This window comes from Gammaproteobacteria bacterium (assembly GCA_034522055.1).
Lineage (GTDB): Bacteria > Pseudomonadota > Gammaproteobacteria > JAABTG01 > JAABTG01 > JAABTG01.
In genome coordinates this window covers 1,523,111-1,539,727 of the sequence record JAXHLS010000002.1, presented here as the reverse complement: position 1 = coordinate 1,539,727, position 16,617 = coordinate 1,523,111, and the positions used below count along the sequence as shown (strand labels likewise).

The 16,617-nt window shown below is 64.9% G+C and carries 19 protein-coding genes and 1 tRNA gene; 8 read left to right on the top strand and 12 right to left on the bottom strand.

The features are described from left to right. Positions 1–23: 23 nt before the first annotated feature. The 8 genes from tolQ to U5S82_07445 all read right to left on the bottom strand — a co-directional run bounded on the left by tolQ (position 24) and on the right by U5S82_07445 (position 6,116). The gene (gene tolQ / locus U5S82_07480; protein MDZ7751488.1) at positions 24–704 is read right to left on the bottom strand and encodes a protein TolQ; all 681 of its coding nucleotides are present in this window, start codon (positions 702–704) and stop codon (positions 24–26) included. Then, positions 694–1,110 (bottom strand): tol-pal system-associated acyl-CoA thioesterase, encoded by a 417-nt coding sequence (ybgC, locus tag U5S82_07475; protein MDZ7751487.1) that lies wholly within the window; start codon positions 1,108–1,110, stop codon positions 694–696. Before ybgC ends, tolQ begins: the two co-directional genes overlap by 11 nt. After that, a complete protein-coding gene (gene ruvB / locus U5S82_07470) occupies positions 1,107–2,162 on the bottom strand; it encodes a Holliday junction branch migration DNA helicase RuvB (GenBank protein MDZ7751486.1) in 1,056 nt (351 codons plus the stop codon). Before ruvB ends, ybgC begins: the two co-directional genes overlap by 4 nt. Continuing rightward, complete coding sequence (gene ruvA / locus U5S82_07465; protein MDZ7751485.1) at positions 2,159–2,761, bottom strand: Holliday junction branch migration protein RuvA; 603 nt, start codon at positions 2,759–2,761, stop codon at positions 2,159–2,161. The genes ruvB and ruvA overlap by 4 nt, the downstream gene beginning before the upstream one ends. Then, positions 2,758–3,288: a crossover junction endodeoxyribonuclease RuvC gene (ruvC, locus tag U5S82_07460; protein ID MDZ7751484.1), complete on the bottom strand. Its 531-nt coding sequence runs from the start codon at positions 3,286–3,288 to the stop codon at positions 2,758–2,760. The genes ruvA and ruvC overlap by 4 nt, the downstream gene beginning before the upstream one ends. Positions 3,289–3,502: 214 nt before the next feature. Then, positions 3,503–4,249 carry a YebC/PmpR family DNA-binding transcriptional regulator gene (locus U5S82_07455; protein MDZ7751483.1) on the bottom strand — a complete coding sequence of 249 codons (747 nt, stop codon included), beginning with the start codon at positions 4,247–4,249 and terminating at the stop codon, positions 3,503–3,505. Between the two features lie 87 nt (positions 4,250–4,336). Further along, positions 4,337–5,347, bottom strand: coding sequence for a glycosyltransferase family 1 protein (locus tag U5S82_07450; protein ID MDZ7751482.1), 1,011 nt, complete (start codon positions 5,345–5,347; stop codon positions 4,337–4,339). Further along, a complete protein-coding gene (locus U5S82_07445; GenBank protein ID MDZ7751481.1) occupies positions 5,304–6,116 on the bottom strand; it encodes a UDP-2,3-diacylglucosamine diphosphatase in 813 nt (270 codons plus the stop codon). The genes U5S82_07450 and U5S82_07445 overlap by 44 nt, the downstream gene beginning before the upstream one ends. Positions 6,117–6,314: 198 nt before the next feature. Between U5S82_07445 and U5S82_07440 the strand changes: the two genes are divergently transcribed. After that, complete coding sequence (locus U5S82_07440) at positions 6,315–6,707, top strand: diacylglycerol kinase (GenBank protein MDZ7751480.1); 393 nt, start codon at positions 6,315–6,317, stop codon at positions 6,705–6,707. 19 nt (positions 6,708–6,726) lie between these two features. On the opposite strand, the gene U5S82_07435 is transcribed toward U5S82_07440, so the two are convergent. From U5S82_07435 to U5S82_07425, 3 genes are all read right to left on the bottom strand, one after another. Then, complete coding sequence (locus U5S82_07435) at positions 6,727–7,638, bottom strand: PfkB family carbohydrate kinase (protein ID MDZ7751479.1); 912 nt, start codon at positions 7,636–7,638, stop codon at positions 6,727–6,729. A gap of 155 nt (positions 7,639–7,793) precedes the next feature. Further along, a complete protein-coding gene (aspS, locus tag U5S82_07430) occupies positions 7,794–9,566 on the bottom strand; it encodes an aspartate--tRNA ligase (GenBank protein ID MDZ7751478.1) in 1,773 nt (590 codons plus the stop codon). 122 nt (positions 9,567–9,688) lie between these two features. Further along, the gene (locus U5S82_07425; protein ID MDZ7751477.1) at positions 9,689–10,027 is read right to left on the bottom strand and encodes a zinc ribbon domain-containing protein; all 339 of its coding nucleotides are present in this window, start codon (positions 10,025–10,027) and stop codon (positions 9,689–9,691) included. 145 nt (positions 10,028–10,172) lie between these two features. Between U5S82_07425 and U5S82_07420 the strand changes: the two genes are divergently transcribed. The 5 genes from U5S82_07420 to U5S82_07400 all read left to right on the top strand — a co-directional run bounded on the left by U5S82_07420 (position 10,173) and on the right by U5S82_07400 (position 12,905). Next, a tRNA-Lys gene (locus tag U5S82_07420) sits at positions 10,173–10,248 on the top strand. Between the two features lie 181 nt (positions 10,249–10,429). Further along, entirely contained in the window at positions 10,430–10,660 is a 231-nt protein-coding gene (locus U5S82_07415) for a hypothetical protein (protein MDZ7751476.1), read from the top strand. Between the two features lie 426 nt (positions 10,661–11,086). Next, positions 11,087–11,425 (top strand): thermonuclease family protein, encoded by a 339-nt coding sequence (locus U5S82_07410; GenBank protein ID MDZ7751475.1) that lies wholly within the window; start codon positions 11,087–11,089, stop codon positions 11,423–11,425. Positions 11,426–11,467: 42 nt separating this feature from the next. Then, positions 11,468–11,674 (top strand): carbon storage regulator CsrA, encoded by a 207-nt coding sequence (gene csrA / locus U5S82_07405; GenBank protein MDZ7751474.1) that lies wholly within the window; start codon positions 11,468–11,470, stop codon positions 11,672–11,674. A 226-nt stretch (positions 11,675–11,900) separates the two neighbouring features. Then, positions 11,901–12,905 carry a PIN domain-containing protein gene (locus U5S82_07400; protein MDZ7751473.1) on the top strand — a complete coding sequence of 335 codons (1,005 nt, stop codon included), beginning with the start codon at positions 11,901–11,903 and terminating at the stop codon, positions 12,903–12,905. A gap of 513 nt (positions 12,906–13,418) precedes the next feature. On the opposite strand, the gene U5S82_07395 is transcribed toward U5S82_07400, so the two are convergent. After that, positions 13,419–13,610, bottom strand: coding sequence for a hypothetical protein (locus U5S82_07395; GenBank protein MDZ7751472.1), 192 nt, complete (start codon positions 13,608–13,610; stop codon positions 13,419–13,421). Between the two features lie 342 nt (positions 13,611–13,952). Between U5S82_07395 and U5S82_07390 the strand changes: the two genes are divergently transcribed. Both U5S82_07390 and U5S82_07385 read left to right on the top strand, forming a co-directional pair. Next, on the top strand, positions 13,953–14,489 hold the full coding sequence (locus U5S82_07390; protein MDZ7751471.1) for a hypothetical protein: 537 nt from the start codon (positions 13,953–13,955) through the stop codon (positions 14,487–14,489). Positions 14,490–14,629: 140 nt separating this feature from the next. Continuing rightward, positions 14,630–16,615 (top strand): TRAFs-binding domain-containing protein, encoded by a 1,986-nt coding sequence (locus tag U5S82_07385; protein ID MDZ7751470.1) that lies wholly within the window; start codon positions 14,630–14,632, stop codon positions 16,613–16,615. Positions 16,616–16,617: the final 2 nt, after the last annotated feature.

Sequence of the window (16,617 nt, the reverse complement as noted above, 5' to 3'; positions counted from 1 at the left end):
GGGGACTTCCGGCACTCGAGGGCTTATTGCGGGTCGTGGACCTTGCGGTGGAGGAGGTTGGAGAACTCCTCCATGAAGGTGTCGTAGCGGTTCAGGAGGCGGTCCACGTCGTGGCTGAAACGGTTATAGGCGATGACCGCCGGGATGGCGGCGAACAGGCCCATGGCGGTGGCGATGAGGGCCTCGGCGATGCCCGGCGCCACCATGGCGATGGTGGCCTGGTGGACGTTCCCGAGGGCGCGAAAGGAGTTCATGATGCCCCACACGGTACCGAACAGGCCGACGTAGGGGCTGGTGGAGCCCACCGTGGCCAGGAAGCTCAGGGAACTCTCCAGGGCGTCTACCTCCCGCGACAGCGCGATACGCATGGCCCGCTGGGAATTGTCGAGGATGGCGTTAGGCTCCAGGCCCGGCTGCTTGCGCAGGCGCGCGAACTCGCGAAAGCCGGCCTCGAAGATGCGCGCCATGCCGTCCGAACGCACGTGGCTGGCGGACACGCCGTTGTACAGGCGCACCAGGTCCTTGCCCGACCAGAAGCGGTCCTCGAACTGCACCGCCGCGGCGCGGGCACGGCGCAGGGTGATGTACTTGAGGATGATCATGGACCAGGAGACCACCGAGGCCAGCAGCAGCAATAGCATCACCAGCTGCACCAGCAGGCTGGCTTCGGCCACCAGGTGGAAGAGGGATAGATCAGTGCTCACGCGTTACTTCCTGTCGGATGGCGGGCGGAATGGCCCGGGGTTTCAGGGTCTGGTTGTGGACGCAGGCGATGCGCACGCGGCCGTGGCACAGGATGCGGCCGGCGGGTGGCCCCCACACCGCCTGGCTGAGTTCGAAACTAGCCCGCGCCAGGCGTTCGAGTTTAACACCCACGTCCAAGCGGTCATTGAAACGGGCGGGGGCCAGGTAGTCCACGGCGATGTGCGCCACCATGAACAGCACCCCTTCGGCCGCCAGCCGGTCCTGTTCGAAGCCCAGGACCCGCAGCCATTCGGTGCGCGCCCGTTCCATAAATTTCAGGTAATTGGCGTAGTAGACCACGCCGCCGGCATCGGTATCCTCGTAGTAGACCCGCACCGGCCACAGGAACTCCGCGGCCGCCGTCACGGCTCCTCGCCCCGGGGGGGCGGGGCCCCGAACAGATCCCCCGGGGTGCCCTCGCCCGCCGCCAGGCCGAAGTGGCGCCAGGCGTGGGCCGTGGCCACCCGTCCCCGGGGCGTGCGCATCAGGTAGCCCTGCTGGATCAGGTAAGGCTCGAGCACGTCCTCGATGGTGCCCCGTTCCTCGCCGATGGCCGCGGCCAGGCTGTCCACCCCCACCGGTCCGCCGTCGAATTTCTCGATGATGGCGAGCAGCAGCTTGCGGTCCATGACATCGAAGCCCAGGGGGTCGACGTCCAGCATGTCCAGGGCCGCCCGCGCCACCGGCGCGGTGACGCGACCGTCGGCCCGCACCTCGGCGTAGTCCCGCACCCGGCGCAGCAGGCGGTTGGCGATGCGCGGCGTGCCGCGGGAGCGCCGCGCCAGCTCGTGGGCGCCGTCCTCCGCCAGGTGGATGCCGAGGATGGAGGCGGAGCGCCGGGCGATGGTGGCCAGTTCCTCGTGGCTGTAGAACTCCAGGCGCTGGACGATGCCGAAGCGGTCCCGCAGGGGCGATGTCAGGAGGCCGGCGCGGGTGGTGGCCCCCACCAGGGTGAAGGGGGGGAGGTCCAGCTTGATGGAGCGGGCGGCGGGGCCCTCGCCGATCATGATGTCGATCTGGTAATCCTCCATGGCCGGGTAGAGCACCTCCTCCACCATGGGACTCAGGCGATGGATCTCATCCACGAACAGGACGTCGTTGGGCTCCAGGTTGGTGAGGATGGCGGCCAGGTCCCCGGCCTTCTCCAGCACCGGCCCCGAGGTCTGGCGCAGGGCTACCCCCATCTCCTCGGCCACGATGTGGGCGAGGGTGGTCTTGCCGAGGCCCGGCGGCCCGAACAGCAGCACATGGTCCAGGGCCTCGGCGCGGCCACGGGCGGCGGTGATGAAAATGGTCATCTGCTCGCGCACCGCTTCCTGGCCCACGTAATGGTCCAGCAGGCGGGGGCGCAAGGCGCGGTCCACCGCGCGGTCGTTGCCGTCGGCGCTGGCGGCCACCAGGCGGTCGGGCTCGATCACGGGTTACGCTCCTTGAGGGCCTGGCGGATGAGGTCCTCGCAGGCGAGGCCGGGGGCGGTGACGGCGTTGATGCGCCGGCTCGCCTCCTGGGGCTTGTAGCCGAGGGCCACCAGGGCGTTGATGGCGTCCCCCACCGGGTCGTCCGCCTCCAGGGCGGTGGTGGCCGCGGGCCCCATCACCGGCGGCGCGTCGGCCAGGGTGTCCAGGCGGTCCCGCACCTCCATGATGAGGCGCTCGGCGGTCTTCTTCCCGACCCCGGGGAGGCGGGTCAGGGCGGCCACGTCGCCGGCGTGGACGCACAGGGAGAACTGGCGGTGGTCCATCCCCGAGAGGATGGCCAGGGCCAGCTTGGGTCCCACGTTGCTGATGCGGATGAGAGTGCGAAAGAGGGCCCGGTCGGGCTCCCGGAGGAAGCCGTACAGCAGTTGGGCGTCCTCCCGTACCACGTGATGGATGTGGAGCTCCACGGGCTCTCCCAGGTTGGGAAGCTCGTAGATGGTGGTCATGGGGGCCTCCACCTCGTAGCCGATGCCGTGGACATCGATGAGCAGCAGGGGCGGGTGCTTGGCCCGCAGGATGCCGTGGATGCGCCCGATCACCGCCAGCGCCTCCCGCTGGGCACCTTGATCTGGGGCAGGCGGGCGAAGGTGGCCTCGGTGTTGCCATGGCACAGGGCCACCGCCAGGGCATCGGCGGCGTCCTCCTGGGGGGCCTCGGAGAGCCCGAGCAGATGTCGCACCATGTGTTGCACCTGTTCCTTGCTCGCCCGGCCGCTGCCCACCACTGCCTGCTTTATCTGGCTGGGGGAGTATTCGAACACCGGCTGCTGATGGAGCATGGCGGTGAGGATGGCGCCGCCGCGGGCCTGGCCCAGCTTGAGGGCGCTGCCGGCGTTGCGATGGACGTAGATCTGCTCGATGGCGGTGGCATCCGGTTGGTAGCGGGCGAGCACCGTTTCCAGGCCCTCGTGGATCAGCAGCAGGCGCCGGGGCATGTCCGTGACCGCGGTGCGGATGCAGCCGCTGGCCACATAGCCGTTGCCCCCCTTGTGGACGTCGATGATGCCATAACCCGTGATGCGGGAACCGGGGTCGATGCCCAGGATGCGGGATGCCTCCGCGCTCACGCGCGGCCCAACTTAACGTGAAAGACGTGCCGCAGGCACACTACCGCCCCCTCTCCCTCTGGGACAAATCCGTCGGGAACGGATTTGAACGCGCCCTGGCGCGGCCCGCAGGGCGAAGGGCAGGATGCCCGGAGTACAGGGATGGGGTGAGGGAACGAGCCGGGGCGAGGTGGCCTTTCATCTCTTTGGTATGGGGCGCCTCGCCCCATGCGCGTCAGGCGACGGCCTCAAAGGCCTCGTCCGGGATGTCCGCATTGGAGTACACCTGCTGGACGTCGTCCAGGTCTTCCAGGGTGTCCAGCAGGCGCAGCATCTTCGCGCCGTCGTCGGCGTCGAGGACACTGGCGGTGGTGGCCCGCATGGTGACCTCCGCCTCCTCCGTCGCCAGCCCCGCCGCTTTAAGCGCGTCCCGCACGGCGGCGAAGGCGTCGGGGGACGTGATGACTTCGATGGAGCCGTCCTCGTTGCCGATGACGTCTTCGGCGCCGGCCTCCAGGGCCACCTCCATCACGGTGTCCTCGTCGTTGCCGGGGGCCAGGCTGATCTGGCCCACATGGTTGAACAGGAAGGCCACCGAGCCGTCGGTGCCGAGGTTGCCGCCGGCCTTGGAGAAGGCGTGGCGCACCTCGGCCACGGTGCGGTTGCGGTTGTCCGTGAGGCAATCCACCATCACCGCCGTACCGCCGGGGCCGTATCCCTCGTAGCGCACCTCCTCGAGATTGTCGCTGTCCTGGTCGCCGGCGCCGCGCTTGATGGCGCGCTCGATGGTGTCCTTGGTCATGTTGCCGGCCAGGGCCTTGTCCACGGCGAGGCGCAGGCGCGGATTGGTCTCTATGTCACCGCCGCCGTGGCGGGCCGCCACGCTGATCTCGCGAATGAGCTTGGTGAAGAGCTTGCCGCGCTTGGCGTCCTGCGCCTTCTTGCGATGCTGGATATTGGCCCACTTGCTGTGTCCCGCCATGGCGTCCTCGAACCCTCGCTGTAAAGCGCAGGATTCTAACACCGGCGCGGGGGGCCCCCAAACGTCCGGCGCGGGCGGCGGCGGGCATTACACCGCGGCGGTCACGCGGGGAGCGAGGTTGGCGAGGAACTGGCGGGTGCTGGCCTCCCAGGAATAGCCCTCGGCGAAGCCGCGGCAGGCGTCCCTGTCCACCTCCAGGGCGGCCAGGGCGGCGGCCCTCAGGTCCTCTCCCACGCAGCCGTTGACGCCGTCCCGCACCAGGTCCCGGGGGCCGGGGACGGGAAAGGCCGCCACCGGCACGCCGCTGGCCATGGCCTCCAGCAGCACCAGCCCGAAGGTGTCCGTGAGGCTGGGGAACACCATGACGTCCGCGGAGCCCACATGGGCGGCCAGTTCCTCGCCCATCTTGTAGCCCGTGAAGTGGGTGTCCGGATGGCGCCGCCGCAACTCCGCCAGGGCCGGGCCGTCCCCCACCACCACCTTGGTGCCCGGCAGGTCGAGGGCCAGGAAGGCCTCGATGTTCTTTTCCACCGCCACCCGCCCCACATACATGAACAGCGGCCGGGGCAGGTCCAGCACCGGCGACTCGCGGGGGCGGAACAGGGAGATGTCCACCCCCCGGGTCCAGCGCACCAGGTGGCGGAAGCCCCAGGCCTCGAGTTCCTGCTCCATGGAGCGAGTGGCCACCATGGTGCGGGCCGCGCGGCCATGGAACCAACCCATGAAACGGTAGCTCCAGGCCAGGGGCACGGGCGCCCGCAGCCGCAGGTACTCGGGGAAGCGGGTGTGATAGGAGGTGGTGAAGGGATGGCCCTGCCTCACGCACCAGCGCCGCGCCGCCAGGCCGATGGGGCCCTCGGTGGCGATGTGTATGGCCCCGGGGTCGAAGGCCCGAATGGCCCGGGGCACGCCGTGGCCCGCCCCCAGGGCCAGGCGGATCTCCGGATAGGTGGGGCAGGGAATGGTGCGGAAGCGCTGCGGCGCCACCACCTCCACCTCGTGACCCAGGTCGCCGAGGATCCCTGCGGTGGTGGAGAGGGTGCGTACGACGCCGTTAACCTGCGGGAACCACGCGTCCGTCGCTATCAATATTCTCATGGTTCTGCAGGTCGTCCAGCAGTCGGGCGCTGTCCGTGACCCAGTGGATGAGGGTCAGCTCGCCATCCTCGCGCTCGGCCAGGGCGGTGCAGCTCTCCACCCAGTCGCCGCTGTTGGCATAGAGCATGTCGCCGTACTGGGTGATGGTGGCGTGGTGGATGTGGCCGCAGATGACGCCGTGGGCGCCCTTGGCGCGGGCGGCCTTCACCACCGCCTGCTCGTAGTCGCCGATGTAGCTCACCGCCTCCTTGACCTTGTGCTTGAGGTACTGGGACAGGGACCAGTAGTGAAAACCCAGGCGGCGGCGCACCACGTTGTACCAGCGGTTGAGCCGCAGCAGCATGTCGTAGGCCCAGCTGCCGAGCTCCGCCAGCCAGCGGCTGTTCATCACCACGCAGTCGAAGACGTCGCCGTGGAGCACCAGCAACCGCCGGCCGTCGGCCGTCTCGTGGACCGCCTCCTCCATCATCTCGATGCCGCCGAACAGGTGGTCCGAGAAGTCCCGCAACAGCTCGTCATGGTTGCCCGGGATGTAGATCACCCGCGTGCCCTTGCGGGCCTTCTTCATCACCAGCCGCATGATGTCGTTGTTGATGCGGGGCCAGTACCAGCGGGCCTTTAGTTTCCACATGTCGATGATGTCACCCACCAGGTAGAGGTAATCGGATTCGGTGTGGCGCAGAAAATCGTAGAGGTATTCCGTTTTGGCGTCCCGGGTGCCGAGATGGATATCGGACAGCCAGATGGAACGGTAGCGCAGGGTTTCCATGTCGGTGTTCACCATGTGCGGACATGGATATGGTATATACCCGTCATATGAAGCTTGGGTTGCAGTTCGGTGATGCTTTTCTTGCCATGTGTCCGTTGGCCGTTTCCGGGCGCCGATCTTTGCCGTTCCGTGGCCCATTAATGAAAGTTTCATGAAGGTCCGATAGTTTCACCACCCTGGCATGACGACGAGAGGCCCATGAACGTACCGGACGGGGAGAGGGATGCGTTGCGCAAACCCGGGTACAAGGGACTGACCCGGCTGCGCAATGCCTGCGGCTGGTCCCTGGCAGGCCTGATCTCGGCCTGGCGTTTCGAGGAGGCCTTCAGGGTGGAGGTGGTATTGAGCGCCATCCTCGTGCCCCTGGGCCTGTGGCTGGGGGAGGGGGGCGTGGAGAAGGCGCTGCTGCTCACCAGTCTGTTGCTGGTGCTGGCGGTGGAACTGGTGAACTCGTCGGTGGAGTCCGTCGTCGACCGCATCAGCAACGAGCATCACGTGCTGTCCAAGCGGGCCAAGGACATCGGCTCGGCGGCGGTGTTCGTCGCCCTGGTGAACGTGGCTGTGGTGTGGGGGCTGGTACTGGCCTTCTGAGGCGATGGCCGGGGTGGGATCAGGGCTGCGCGGGCTTGTCCGTCGTCACCAGGCGATGGTAATTGGCCAGCAGGTCCTCGAGACCCTCCTGGGCGCACTTCACGCCGGCCAGCTGGCAGCCGAAGGGCAGCACCCGGTTCAGGGGCTGCTGGTTCACCAGACCATGGATGACGCCGGCGTTGAGCACGTCCCCGGCGCCGATGGTATCCACCACGGCGCCGTAACTGCAGGCCGGGCTGTGGAACTCCTCGCCCTCGTAGGTGCGGGCCCAGGCGCCGGCCTCGCCCCAGGCACACACCAGCAGCGCCCGCGGCGCCCGGGGGGCGACCTCGGCCAGCAGGCTGCCGGGTTCTTCGAAGCCCCGGGCGCGGGCATACTGGCGGGAGAACAACAGCACGTCCGCCAACTCGAACAGCTCCTCGATGCCCTCCCGGGGCTTCTCCACCTCGAGGGAACACGGCAGGGCGGAGTGCTGGCCCCGGTAGTGGGCGAGCATGCACCGGGTCTCCGCCACGTTACGCCCCTCGAAATGGAGCCAGTCGTAGCGCCGCAGGTCGAGGCGGCGGAAATCCTCGAAATTGAATTCGGGGAGGTCGCGGTGGTGGATGATGGTGCGGGATCCGCTGGCCACGCTGTTGAGGATGTAGGACACGGGGAGGGCGCCGTCGCGTTGCACGGCGATGCCGCCCGACTTGACGCCCGCGCGAGCCAGGTCGCGGGTGATGAAGTCGCCGTTGCCATCGGTGCTGACGGAGCCCGCCCAACTGGTATCGTGGCCCAGCTGGCTGAGGACCACCGCGGTATTGGCGGCGTTGCCGCCGCGCCGGGTGGTCACCCCCCGGGCCCGCATCTTGACGTCTTCCCGGGGAAAGTCGTCCACGCTGATCACCACGTCCAGGGTGGCCACGCCCACGGTGAGAATTCGTGCCATCGGAACCGACTCCACGGGTTATGCGCCAGGAACAGACATCGAACACTTACTCCATGACCCGGCGCCGTGGCCATGGGAGCATCACATGCTTGACTTCCGGCGGTCTCGAGTCAACCGATTCCGCCGCCCTCGCCCGGCCGCGGCCCGCCTGCGGCCTACTTTTCCTTGTGGCGCAGGCGGATGTTCAGGTCGCGTAGCTGGCTGTCGGGCACCGGCGCCGGCGCCGCGGTGAGCATGCAGGCCGCCGTCTGGGTCTTGGGGAAGGCGATGACATCGCGGATGGACGGCGACCCCGTCATCAGCATGGCGATGCGGTCGAGGCCGAAGGCGATGCCGCCGTGGGGCGGGCAGCCATACTCCAGGGCGTCCACCAGGAAGCCGAATTTCTCCCGGGCCTCGTCCTCCTCGATGCCCAGCAGCTTGAAGATGGCCATCTGGGTCGCGGGCTGGTGGATACGGATGGAACCGCCCCCCAGCTCGGTGCCGTTTAGCACCAGGTCGTAGGCCCGGGACAGGGCCCGGTGGGGCTCCTGGGCAAGTACCGTCATGTCCGGATCCCGGGGTGCCGTGAAGGGGTGGTGCAGGGCATACCAGCGCCGGCTGGCGTCGTCCCATTCGAACATGGGGAAATCCACCACCCACACCGGTCGCCAACCGGGGTTGACCAACCCCACGTCCTCGGCCACCTTGAGGCGCAGGGCCCCCAAGGCCTCGTTGACCACCCCCGCCTTGTCGGCGCCGAAGAAGACAAGATCGCCGGTGGTGGCGCCGCTGCGCTCCATGATGGCGGTGACGGCATCGTCGGGCAGGAACTTCAGGATGGGTGACTGCAGGCCCTCCCGTCCCGCGCCATGGTCGTTGACCTTGATATAGGCCAGGCCCTTGGCGCCGTAGATCCCCACGAAGCGGGTGTAGTCGTCGATCTGGGAGCGGGTGAGACGCCCGCCGCCGGGCACCCGTAGGGCCGCCACTCGGCCGTCGGCGTCGCGGGCGGGGCCGGAGAAGACCTTGAAGTCCACGTCCACCATGACATCGCCCACGTCCACCAGCTCCAGATCCACCCGCAGGTCGGGTCGGTCGCTGCCGAAGCGCGTCATGGCCTCGGCATAGCTCATGCGCGGAAACGGCTCGGGCAGGGCGGTATCCAGCACCGTCGCGAAGAGCTCCCGCACCATGTCCTCCACCAGGGCCATGATGTCGTCCTCGTCCATGAAGGACGTCTCAATGTCCAGCTGGGTGAACTCCGGCTGGCGATCGGCCCGCAGGTCCTCGTCGCGGAAGCAGCGGGCGATCTGATAGTAGCGGTCCATGCCCGACATCATGAGCAGTTGTTTGAACAGCTGGGGGGACTGGGGCAGCGCGAAGAAGCTGCCGCCGTGGGTGCGGCTGGGTACCAAATAGTCCCGCGCCCCCTCGGGCGTCGCCCGGGTGAGCATGGGGGTCTCGATGTCCAGAAAGCCGCGGGCATCCAGGAAGGCCCGCAGGGTGCGGGTGATGAGGGTCCGGGTGCGCAGCCGCTGCTGCATCTCGGGTCGCCGCAAATCCACGTAACGATAGCGCAGGCGGTTTTCCTCATGGACATCCTCGTCGTCCAGCTGGAACGGCGGGGTCTTGGCGGTGTTGAGGATCTCCAGCTCCTTGCCCAGCACCTCTACCATGCCCGTGGGCAGTTCCCTGTTCTCGGTGCCCGCGGGGCGCCGGCGCACCCGGCCCGTGATGCGCAGCACGTATTCGCTGCGCACCTGCTCCGCCAGGGCGAATGCCTCGGGGGTATCGGGATCGATCACCACCTGGGCCACGCCCTCACGGTCCCGCAGGTCGATGAAAATGACCCCGCCGTGGTCCCGCCGCCGATGAACCCAACCGCACAGGGTTATCCCCTGGTCCAAATGGGTTTCGTTGAGATCACCACAATAATGGCTGCGCATGGACTGAGGATTCCGGCTGGTAAAAAGCGGGAAGGTTACGTAAGGACGGGGGGCCGTGCAACAAATCCGACCGGGCCTTTGCCGCCACGGTACGGCTTACCGGCTCGGCGGCCGGGGTCCCCTCAACCGCCTTTGTTGCTGGAGCCCTGGGTGCCGCTACCGGACCCGGCAGTGGCGCCGGCCCCTTTGTCCGAGCCGCCTGCCTTAGAGGAGTCGGGCCCATCCTTGGTCGATTTGGCGCCACCGCTTTTGGTGCCATTCCCCCCGGGCTTCTTGCCCTTGTCACGAAAATCGGTGACATACCATCCGCTTCCCTTGAGATGAAAACCGGCCGCCGAGACGAGCTTGCGCAAAGCGGCCTCGCCGCAGGCGGGACACTCGATGAGCGGGTCGTCACTCATTTTCTGTATGGCCTCCATCTCGTGGCCGCATTTATCGCATCGGTATTCATAGATTGGCATCGTCGGCGTCCTCGGCACGCATCTTGCAAACTAGGTAGGCAACATAGGGCTATGGTGCCACAAATTCAAGGTCACGGCGGTGCCCGATTTTGGGTTGCGGGCGCCTTATGGGCTATCATCCGCGTCCCCGGCAAATACAGAACACGGGCCGTTAGCTCAGTTGGTAGAGCATCTGACTTTTAATCAGGTGGTCGTTGGTTCGAATCCAACACGGCCCACCAAAAAACAAAGAGTTACGGAAAAGAAAATTAGTAAATACTAAACTGGCTACCAAACTGGCTACCGGTCAACGTCGTCAGATAGCCCAACGAAAGGAGGCGCGCCCACGCTCAGCCGCAGCATCGGGCCCAACCTTGTCCTCGGGACCCTCACCCTGGCGGCTCACGCCGCCCATACTGTGATATGCGGGGCCAAGTGGCCCGGGTGGTAGATGGCGACACCCGCCACCTGGCAGAGAGCCTCCAAGCGCGGTCGGTGAAGCTCCGGCTCGCCGACATCGACACCTCAGAACGCGATCAGCCTTACGGCCGCGATGCCACCCAGCTGCTGGCCCGGCTCGCCTTCGGCCGTTCTTTGTGTGCGACCACCACCGTGGACCGTGGCGCAATTTCACGCTGGCGACGAATGGAATAACCGCGAGCTCGTGGCGGCTGGTGTCGCCTGGGTCAATCAGAAACACCGCGCCACCCAACCGCCGGCCGCGTCTTCGAGGCGGAGTCGGAGCCCAGCAGGGGTTCTCTAGACGCTTACGCACCTATGACGACCGTTGGGCAAACGCGTCCCGGTATTCCCTGAATGAGATCAAAGCGGGACGAGAAACAACGTCTTAGCAGGGCACCCTCTGGCGATCTTGGCCGCCACTATCCCCGTGGGGTACTCTCTCCGAACCACAGCCAGCAAGGACGCCAGCATGCCCTTCCGCACCACCAGCGCCTTTCTCCTCTGGGCCCTCTCCCTGGCGGCCCAGGCTGCCCCGCAGTGCGACATGCGCGGCACAAGGTAGCGCGGGTGGTGTACGGCGACACCCTGCACTTGGCAGAGACTCCCCAGGCGCAGCCAGTGAAGATTAGCCTCGCCGACATCGATACCCCCGAACGCGATCAGCCCTACGGCCGCGAGGCCACCAAGTTACTGGCCCGGCTCGCTTATGACCGCATCCTGTGCGCGACTACCATCACGGTAGACCGCTACGGCCGAACCGTGGCCCACCTTTACGATGGCGAAGACTGGATTAACCTCGAGCTCGTGGCGGACGGCGCCGCCTGGGTCTACCGGAAGTACGCCAAGGCTCCCTATCGCCAGCCGCTCCTTAAGGCGGAGGCCTCTGCCCGGGAGGCCGGCAGGGGATTGTGGGAGGCATCCAACCCGCTCCCACAGTGGGAATGGTGTCGGAGGTAGCGGCCGCGATCCCAGAGCAACGCAACAGCCAAGGAGGCAACCATGCTTATACTCACCCGCCGCGTAGGCGAAGCCCTGCGCATCAACGACAACATCACCGTGACCGTGCTCGGGGTGAAGGCGAATCAGGTGCGAATTGGGGTGGAGGCACCCCGGGACGTCCAGGTGCATCGGGAGGAGATTTATCAACGCATCCAGACAGGCGCGCCGTGGCTGGTGCCCGATGATGGTCCGCCAGCGCCCCGATGAGTACGCGGGTAGAAAGGCATTCCTGAAAGGTTTCGCTAGTTCTAGAACCGAAACTTGGACCGGGGCACGTCCTGTCTTGAGTTAGAACCAGGCGGTGGGGCATGCTTGACATGCTCGTTTCCTTACCGGACGGCTCAATACGCGGCGAATCGGACGGGGGCTCATACGACACATGTGGCCTACTATCGAATTGTTTTTGCAATAGGATTTAGTGCCAAAGTACAAAATGTATATCGTCCTCGACACAAACATTTGGTATGCGGAACTTGGCTTGAGCTCGGCCCGGGGTGCGGCACTGAAGTACTTTGCTAATCAAAAAGGCGCAGTGATCGCCCTTCCTGAAGTCATTAAGCGTGAGGTGATATTTAACTTGCGCAAGTCCCTCAATGAGGCGCGTGGCAATATCGATAAGAACCATACAACGTTATTATCGGTTTTTGGGAGACTAAAAGAAGTCGTGCTTCCAACGCCTGATGAGATCGACGACAAAGTCAATGCGCTATTCGATGATCTCGGAGTCAAGTTGGCGGACGTGCCATTTACATTACAAAGCGCGGAGCGCGCTCTGTCGGCAGTCATTGCCGGTGAGCCACCGAACGGTCCGAAGGACCAGCAATTTAAGGATAGTGTTGTATGGGCGGACTGTTTAGAATTGTTAGAGAGAGATCATGTCGCATTAGTTACGGCGGACAAGGGATTTTACTCGGGACGGAACTACCACAGTGGGCTTGCGCCGAATCTTCGCGCAGGATCGGATATGGGAGAAAATGAACTAACAATTTATCCATCATTGAACGATCTGCTGGAGAAAATCACAGAACCAGCGCAATTGAATCACGAGGCCCTAGTTCATCAGTTTCTCGTTGAAACAAGGGAGTCTGTCGACAATATGCTGGAGCGAAATGGATTCGCCATTGAAGGTGATCCAACGCTACAGACCGCGTCTTTCGTCACCGAGGATCCGCGGGCGCTGTATGTGGATTTTCAAATTACGTACAACGCATCGGATAAGAGCGGAGCAGGACGGACGAATGGGATCCTGACCCTAAAAGGCGATGCAATGTACGACCCGGGCACGAACGCATTTAGTAATATCCGAAATAAGGGCGAAGAGCTGACCTTCAAGGATGAAGATGGGGAGCAGAACAAAAGGAACGTAGTTCTGCTGGCTGGGAACGTGGTGATCGGACACCGTACGGTCGAGCACACCATCCGACACGAGATTGATTGAAAGGCATGACGTTGCGCTAGTACCGACGTTCGCACACTTCCGCGAGTCAGCCCCGCGTTAGGTCACGCTTTTCCCATAAGCGCAACTATTTACGACCCGGCTTCCTATGAAGGCGTGCGCTGGCGTCGAAGGTCGATCTAAGGCGCAGGAGACGTCGTTGGCTCATCCTCCTCGCAGAACCACTCCTGGAGGATGGCGGTTCCGTTTGCGTGCTCAATACCCCGCATCCGCAGGGAGGTTGGGCCGACAGGCACCTGGACGGGCTCGTAAAGCGGGGGGAGCAGCGCATCGCCGGCGGATGCGAGAGGGTTCTTCAAGGTCGCGACTCGGACAGGCACTCCAGCCTTCGATGACTGAACGTGGGTGAGAAGCACACCGACGAAGGGCTCGGAGTTCGTCACGTCGCGCCAGCGCCGACGGCGGCCTCGATAGCGAAGGGGATGAACACGAAACTGCATGGATGGGTCCAGAAGTCGTATATACATACAGTATGTCCTGAGCGGGCCTCATCGGCTACTCCGCTACCATCCTCTGGACGACGCTGACGCCAACCCCAAGCTCCCGGGCGATCTTCAGAATCCCCTTGCCCTCGACCCTGGCGACACGTATGGCCTCCTCGACCTGGGGCTGGACGTTGGGCCGGCTCAACTGCTTGCCCTGGTTCTTAGCGCGCTCCAGGCCTGCCCTGACCCTGTCCTGGATCATCGCGCGCTCGAACTAGGCGAACACTCCCAGCATCTGGAACATGGCCTCTCCTGCGGGGGTGGTGGTTTCCACGCCCCTGCTGGTAGAGGAAGAGCTCCGCCGTGCAGAAACTCACCCTTAATCCGAGGGTCCTCATTCCGGGAGATTGCGGCTTAGTGTGAAGTCCAAGACCCATGCTTTCCATCGCCGACAGCCATGCGTAGCCTGCCTCTAGCCTTGTGGGATGGTGTCAGACATAGCAGAATTGATCATTATGCGATTTGGAGATCCAGGAAGGGGAATGTAGTGCTCAGCCCGCGAACACGATCGCGAAGGCGCATAGGAGCTCCTGGAGGGAGCAAGGTGGAGGGAGGAGAAATGCGGAAATGGAATCCCATAACCAGCACGCTGCTGGTAATCCAGGCGGCGGTACTGTCGGTATCCTTTGCAAACGTCGAGAAGGGCATGATCACAGTTAGCGATGCCGTGGCCTCCCCCTACTTCGTCATCGGTAGACGCGACGCAAATATCACGTCCGAGGCCGCCGAGACCGAGCAGGCCTCCCGGTTTACTCAGCAAGTCCTCTTTACCGCGAAGTCCTCGGGTATCCCCCTCGATGAGAAAACCGAGCCCTACGCTCGGGCAAGGTGCGTCTTCGACAGGTCGCTGCCGGTGGCCCACCGCCAGCACCTTCCGTGGGGGCTGCACGTCCTCTATAAAGACACTTGGAACGCTTTCACCGTCAAGCCCCTCCCTGCGGTTATAGGCCCGGGAGTGCACGAGCCCTTCGGTCTGCGCAAAAATATGCAGCGCCTCGATATTAGCTTCACTTCATCCGGCGTCGGCGTCTGCATCGAGCTCGCCGAGCGGCTGTTGAAGGAGCCGTCAGTCAGGGGTTGAGGCAATGCTCCATTGCCCGGCGACCGCTCACCGTGACTACGACCCGCCCTGAACCGAGCCTCTCACAGAACGCATGGGCGAAGGCCCCGTAGCTTTGCCAACTGGAGGCGAGGGGGCATAGCCCTGCAGGGAAGATGACCATGAAGCTGCACGCATTCATCGCAATGCCTTTCGGCATGAAAACGAACCGGCAGGGTGCCGAGGTCGATTTCAACCGCGTCTACAAGGAGCTTATCCGGCCTGCCCTCGAGGCCGCGGGCCTTGAGGTTTTCCGCGCCGACCAGGAACAGCGGGCTGGCGACATCCGCGCGGACATGTTCCAGGAACTGCTGATCGCGGACCTGGTGGTCGCGGACCTCAGCGCGGACAACCCCAATGTCTGGTACGAGCTGGGGGTGCGGCACGGCCTGCGCGCCCGCGGCGTGGTGCTGATCTCCAGTGGGGCGATCCCTACGGCTTTCGACGTCTACACCGACCGCAAGCTGCGCTACGGGCTCAAGGACGGCGCGCCGGACCCGGTGACGGTTGAGGAGGACAAGGCAAAGCTCAAGGGTATGGTCGAGAAGACTCTCGAGTCCTGGCACGGCCGCAAGCAGAGCCCGGTCTATCATTTGCTGCCACATCTGCAGGAGCCCGACTGGAAGACTTTGCGGATCGGCGACGCGCGCGACTTCTGGGAGCGCTATGACGACTGGGAGCTCCGGGTGGAGTTGGCCTGTAAGTACCGCTGCGTGGGGGACATTCTCGTGCTGGCGGACGAGGCGCCGGTCGCCGCATTCCGTGCCGAAGCCTGGATCCGCGCCGGGCAGGCGCTGCGCAAAGTTAGTCACTTCGACTTTGCTCTTGAGCAGCTCGAGCGCGGGTTGAAGATCGAGCCGGATAACCTAACGGGGCTGGAGGAGCAGGGCATGTGCCTCCAGCGGCTCGCATTGGCTGGTGCACATGGTCACTCGCCGGAACGCGCGCGCGCCCACTACCGAGGCGCTTTGGCGAAACACCCGGAGCACGTGGAGTTTTGGGCCCTGTTGGGACGGGTAGACAAGGATACCTGGACCAGGGTCTGGCGCCAGCACGGCCGCACGGAGGAGGAGATGCGCGGCGACGCCGCCTACGAGGATGCGCTGCTGCGCGCGGCCATTTACAGCTACACCCAGGGCTTTCGCGCCGATCCCCGCCACTACTACTCGGGCATTAATGCGCTCACGCTCATGCACCTGTACCGGGACCTCACCGGCGATGCACGGTACGCGCCGGAGATGAGCGCGCTGGCCGGGGCGGTGCGCTTCGCCGCGATGAACGAGCCGGACGAGCACAAGCATTTCTGGGCACTGGCAACCCTTGGGGATCTCGAGGTGCTGATAGGGACCCCGGAGAAGGTTACTGCGGCTTACAAAGAGGCGATCGCGCGCAACGACAAGGACTGGTTCGCCTTGGACTCCAGCCGCTCGCAGCTGGAGCTCCTGGTTGATCTTGGCTTTCGCCCCGCTGCTGTTGAGGCCGGCCGGGCTGCTTTCGAGCGCGCAATGGAACGCCTCACCAAGCCGAACTCCGAGTGGACACCCCGGCGGGTATTCTTGTTCAGCGGGCACATGATCGACGCCCCGGATCGCCTGGAGCCGCGTTTTTCGCCCGAGAAGGGGCCCGCCGCAGCGCAACGCATCGCCGAGGCTCTGGACGCACATGGGGCCGGCCCTGCGGATCTGGCATTGACCCAGGGCGCCTGCGGAGGCGACCTGCTCTTTACCGAGGCTTGCCAAGCGCGCGGTACAAAGGTGCACTGGCTTCAGCCGTTCCGGGAGCCGGAGTTCATTCAGAAATCCGTGGTGCGTGGCGGCGAAACGTGGCGCGGCCGTTACCTGGAAGCCAGGAAGCACCTCGCGGCAGCCATCCGCGCCGCGCCCGAGGCACTCGGCGAGATTCCGAAAGGCGTAGGAAAGGGCTACCCCTACGAGCGCTGCAACCTCTGGCTCCTCTATACAGCGCTGGCCTGGGGGCTGGACAGGCTGCATTTCATTTGTCTCTGGAACGGCGCTGGAGGCGACGAGCCGGGGGGCACGGAGCATTTGTACAACGAGGTCAAGGAGCGTACGGGGGAGGTGACTTGGATCGATGCCCGGAAGTTGTGATC

Excerpts from the sequence above, each read along its gene's own strand:
- U5S82_07455 (MDZ7751483.1), bottom strand. The coding sequence starts at position 4,249 with ATGGCGGGACACAGCAAGTGGGCCAATATCCAGCATCGCAAGAAGGCG.
- U5S82_07450 (MDZ7751482.1), bottom strand. The coding sequence starts at position 5,347 with ATGAGAATATTGATAGCGACGGACGCGTGGTTCCCGCAGGTTAACGGC.
- U5S82_07445 (MDZ7751481.1), bottom strand. The coding sequence starts at position 6,116 with ATGGAAACCCTGCGCTACCGTTCCATCTGGCTGTCCGATATCCATCTC.
- U5S82_07440 (MDZ7751480.1), top strand. The coding sequence starts at position 6,315 with ATGAACGTACCGGACGGGGAGAGGGATGCGTTGCGCAAACCCGGGTAC.
- U5S82_07435 (MDZ7751479.1), bottom strand. The coding sequence starts at position 7,638 with ATGGCACGAATTCTCACCGTGGGCGTGGCCACCCTGGACGTGGTGATC.
- aspS (MDZ7751478.1), bottom strand. The coding sequence starts at position 9,566 with ATGCGCAGCCATTATTGTGGTGATCTCAACGAAACCCATTTGGACCAG.
- U5S82_07425 (MDZ7751477.1), bottom strand. The coding sequence starts at position 10,027 with ATGCCAATCTATGAATACCGATGCGATAAATGCGGCCACGAGATGGAG.
- U5S82_07415 (MDZ7751476.1), top strand. The coding sequence starts at position 10,430 with ATGCGGGGCCAAGTGGCCCGGGTGGTAGATGGCGACACCCGCCACCTG.
- csrA (MDZ7751474.1), top strand. The coding sequence starts at position 11,468 with ATGCTTATACTCACCCGCCGCGTAGGCGAAGCCCTGCGCATCAACGAC.
- U5S82_07400 (MDZ7751473.1), top strand. The coding sequence starts at position 11,901 with ATGTATATCGTCCTCGACACAAACATTTGGTATGCGGAACTTGGCTTG.
- U5S82_07395 (MDZ7751472.1), bottom strand. The coding sequence starts at position 13,610 with ATGATCCAGGACAGGGTCAGGGCAGGCCTGGAGCGCGCTAAGAACCAG.
- U5S82_07385 (MDZ7751470.1), top strand. The coding sequence starts at position 14,630 with ATGAAGCTGCACGCATTCATCGCAATGCCTTTCGGCATGAAAACGAAC.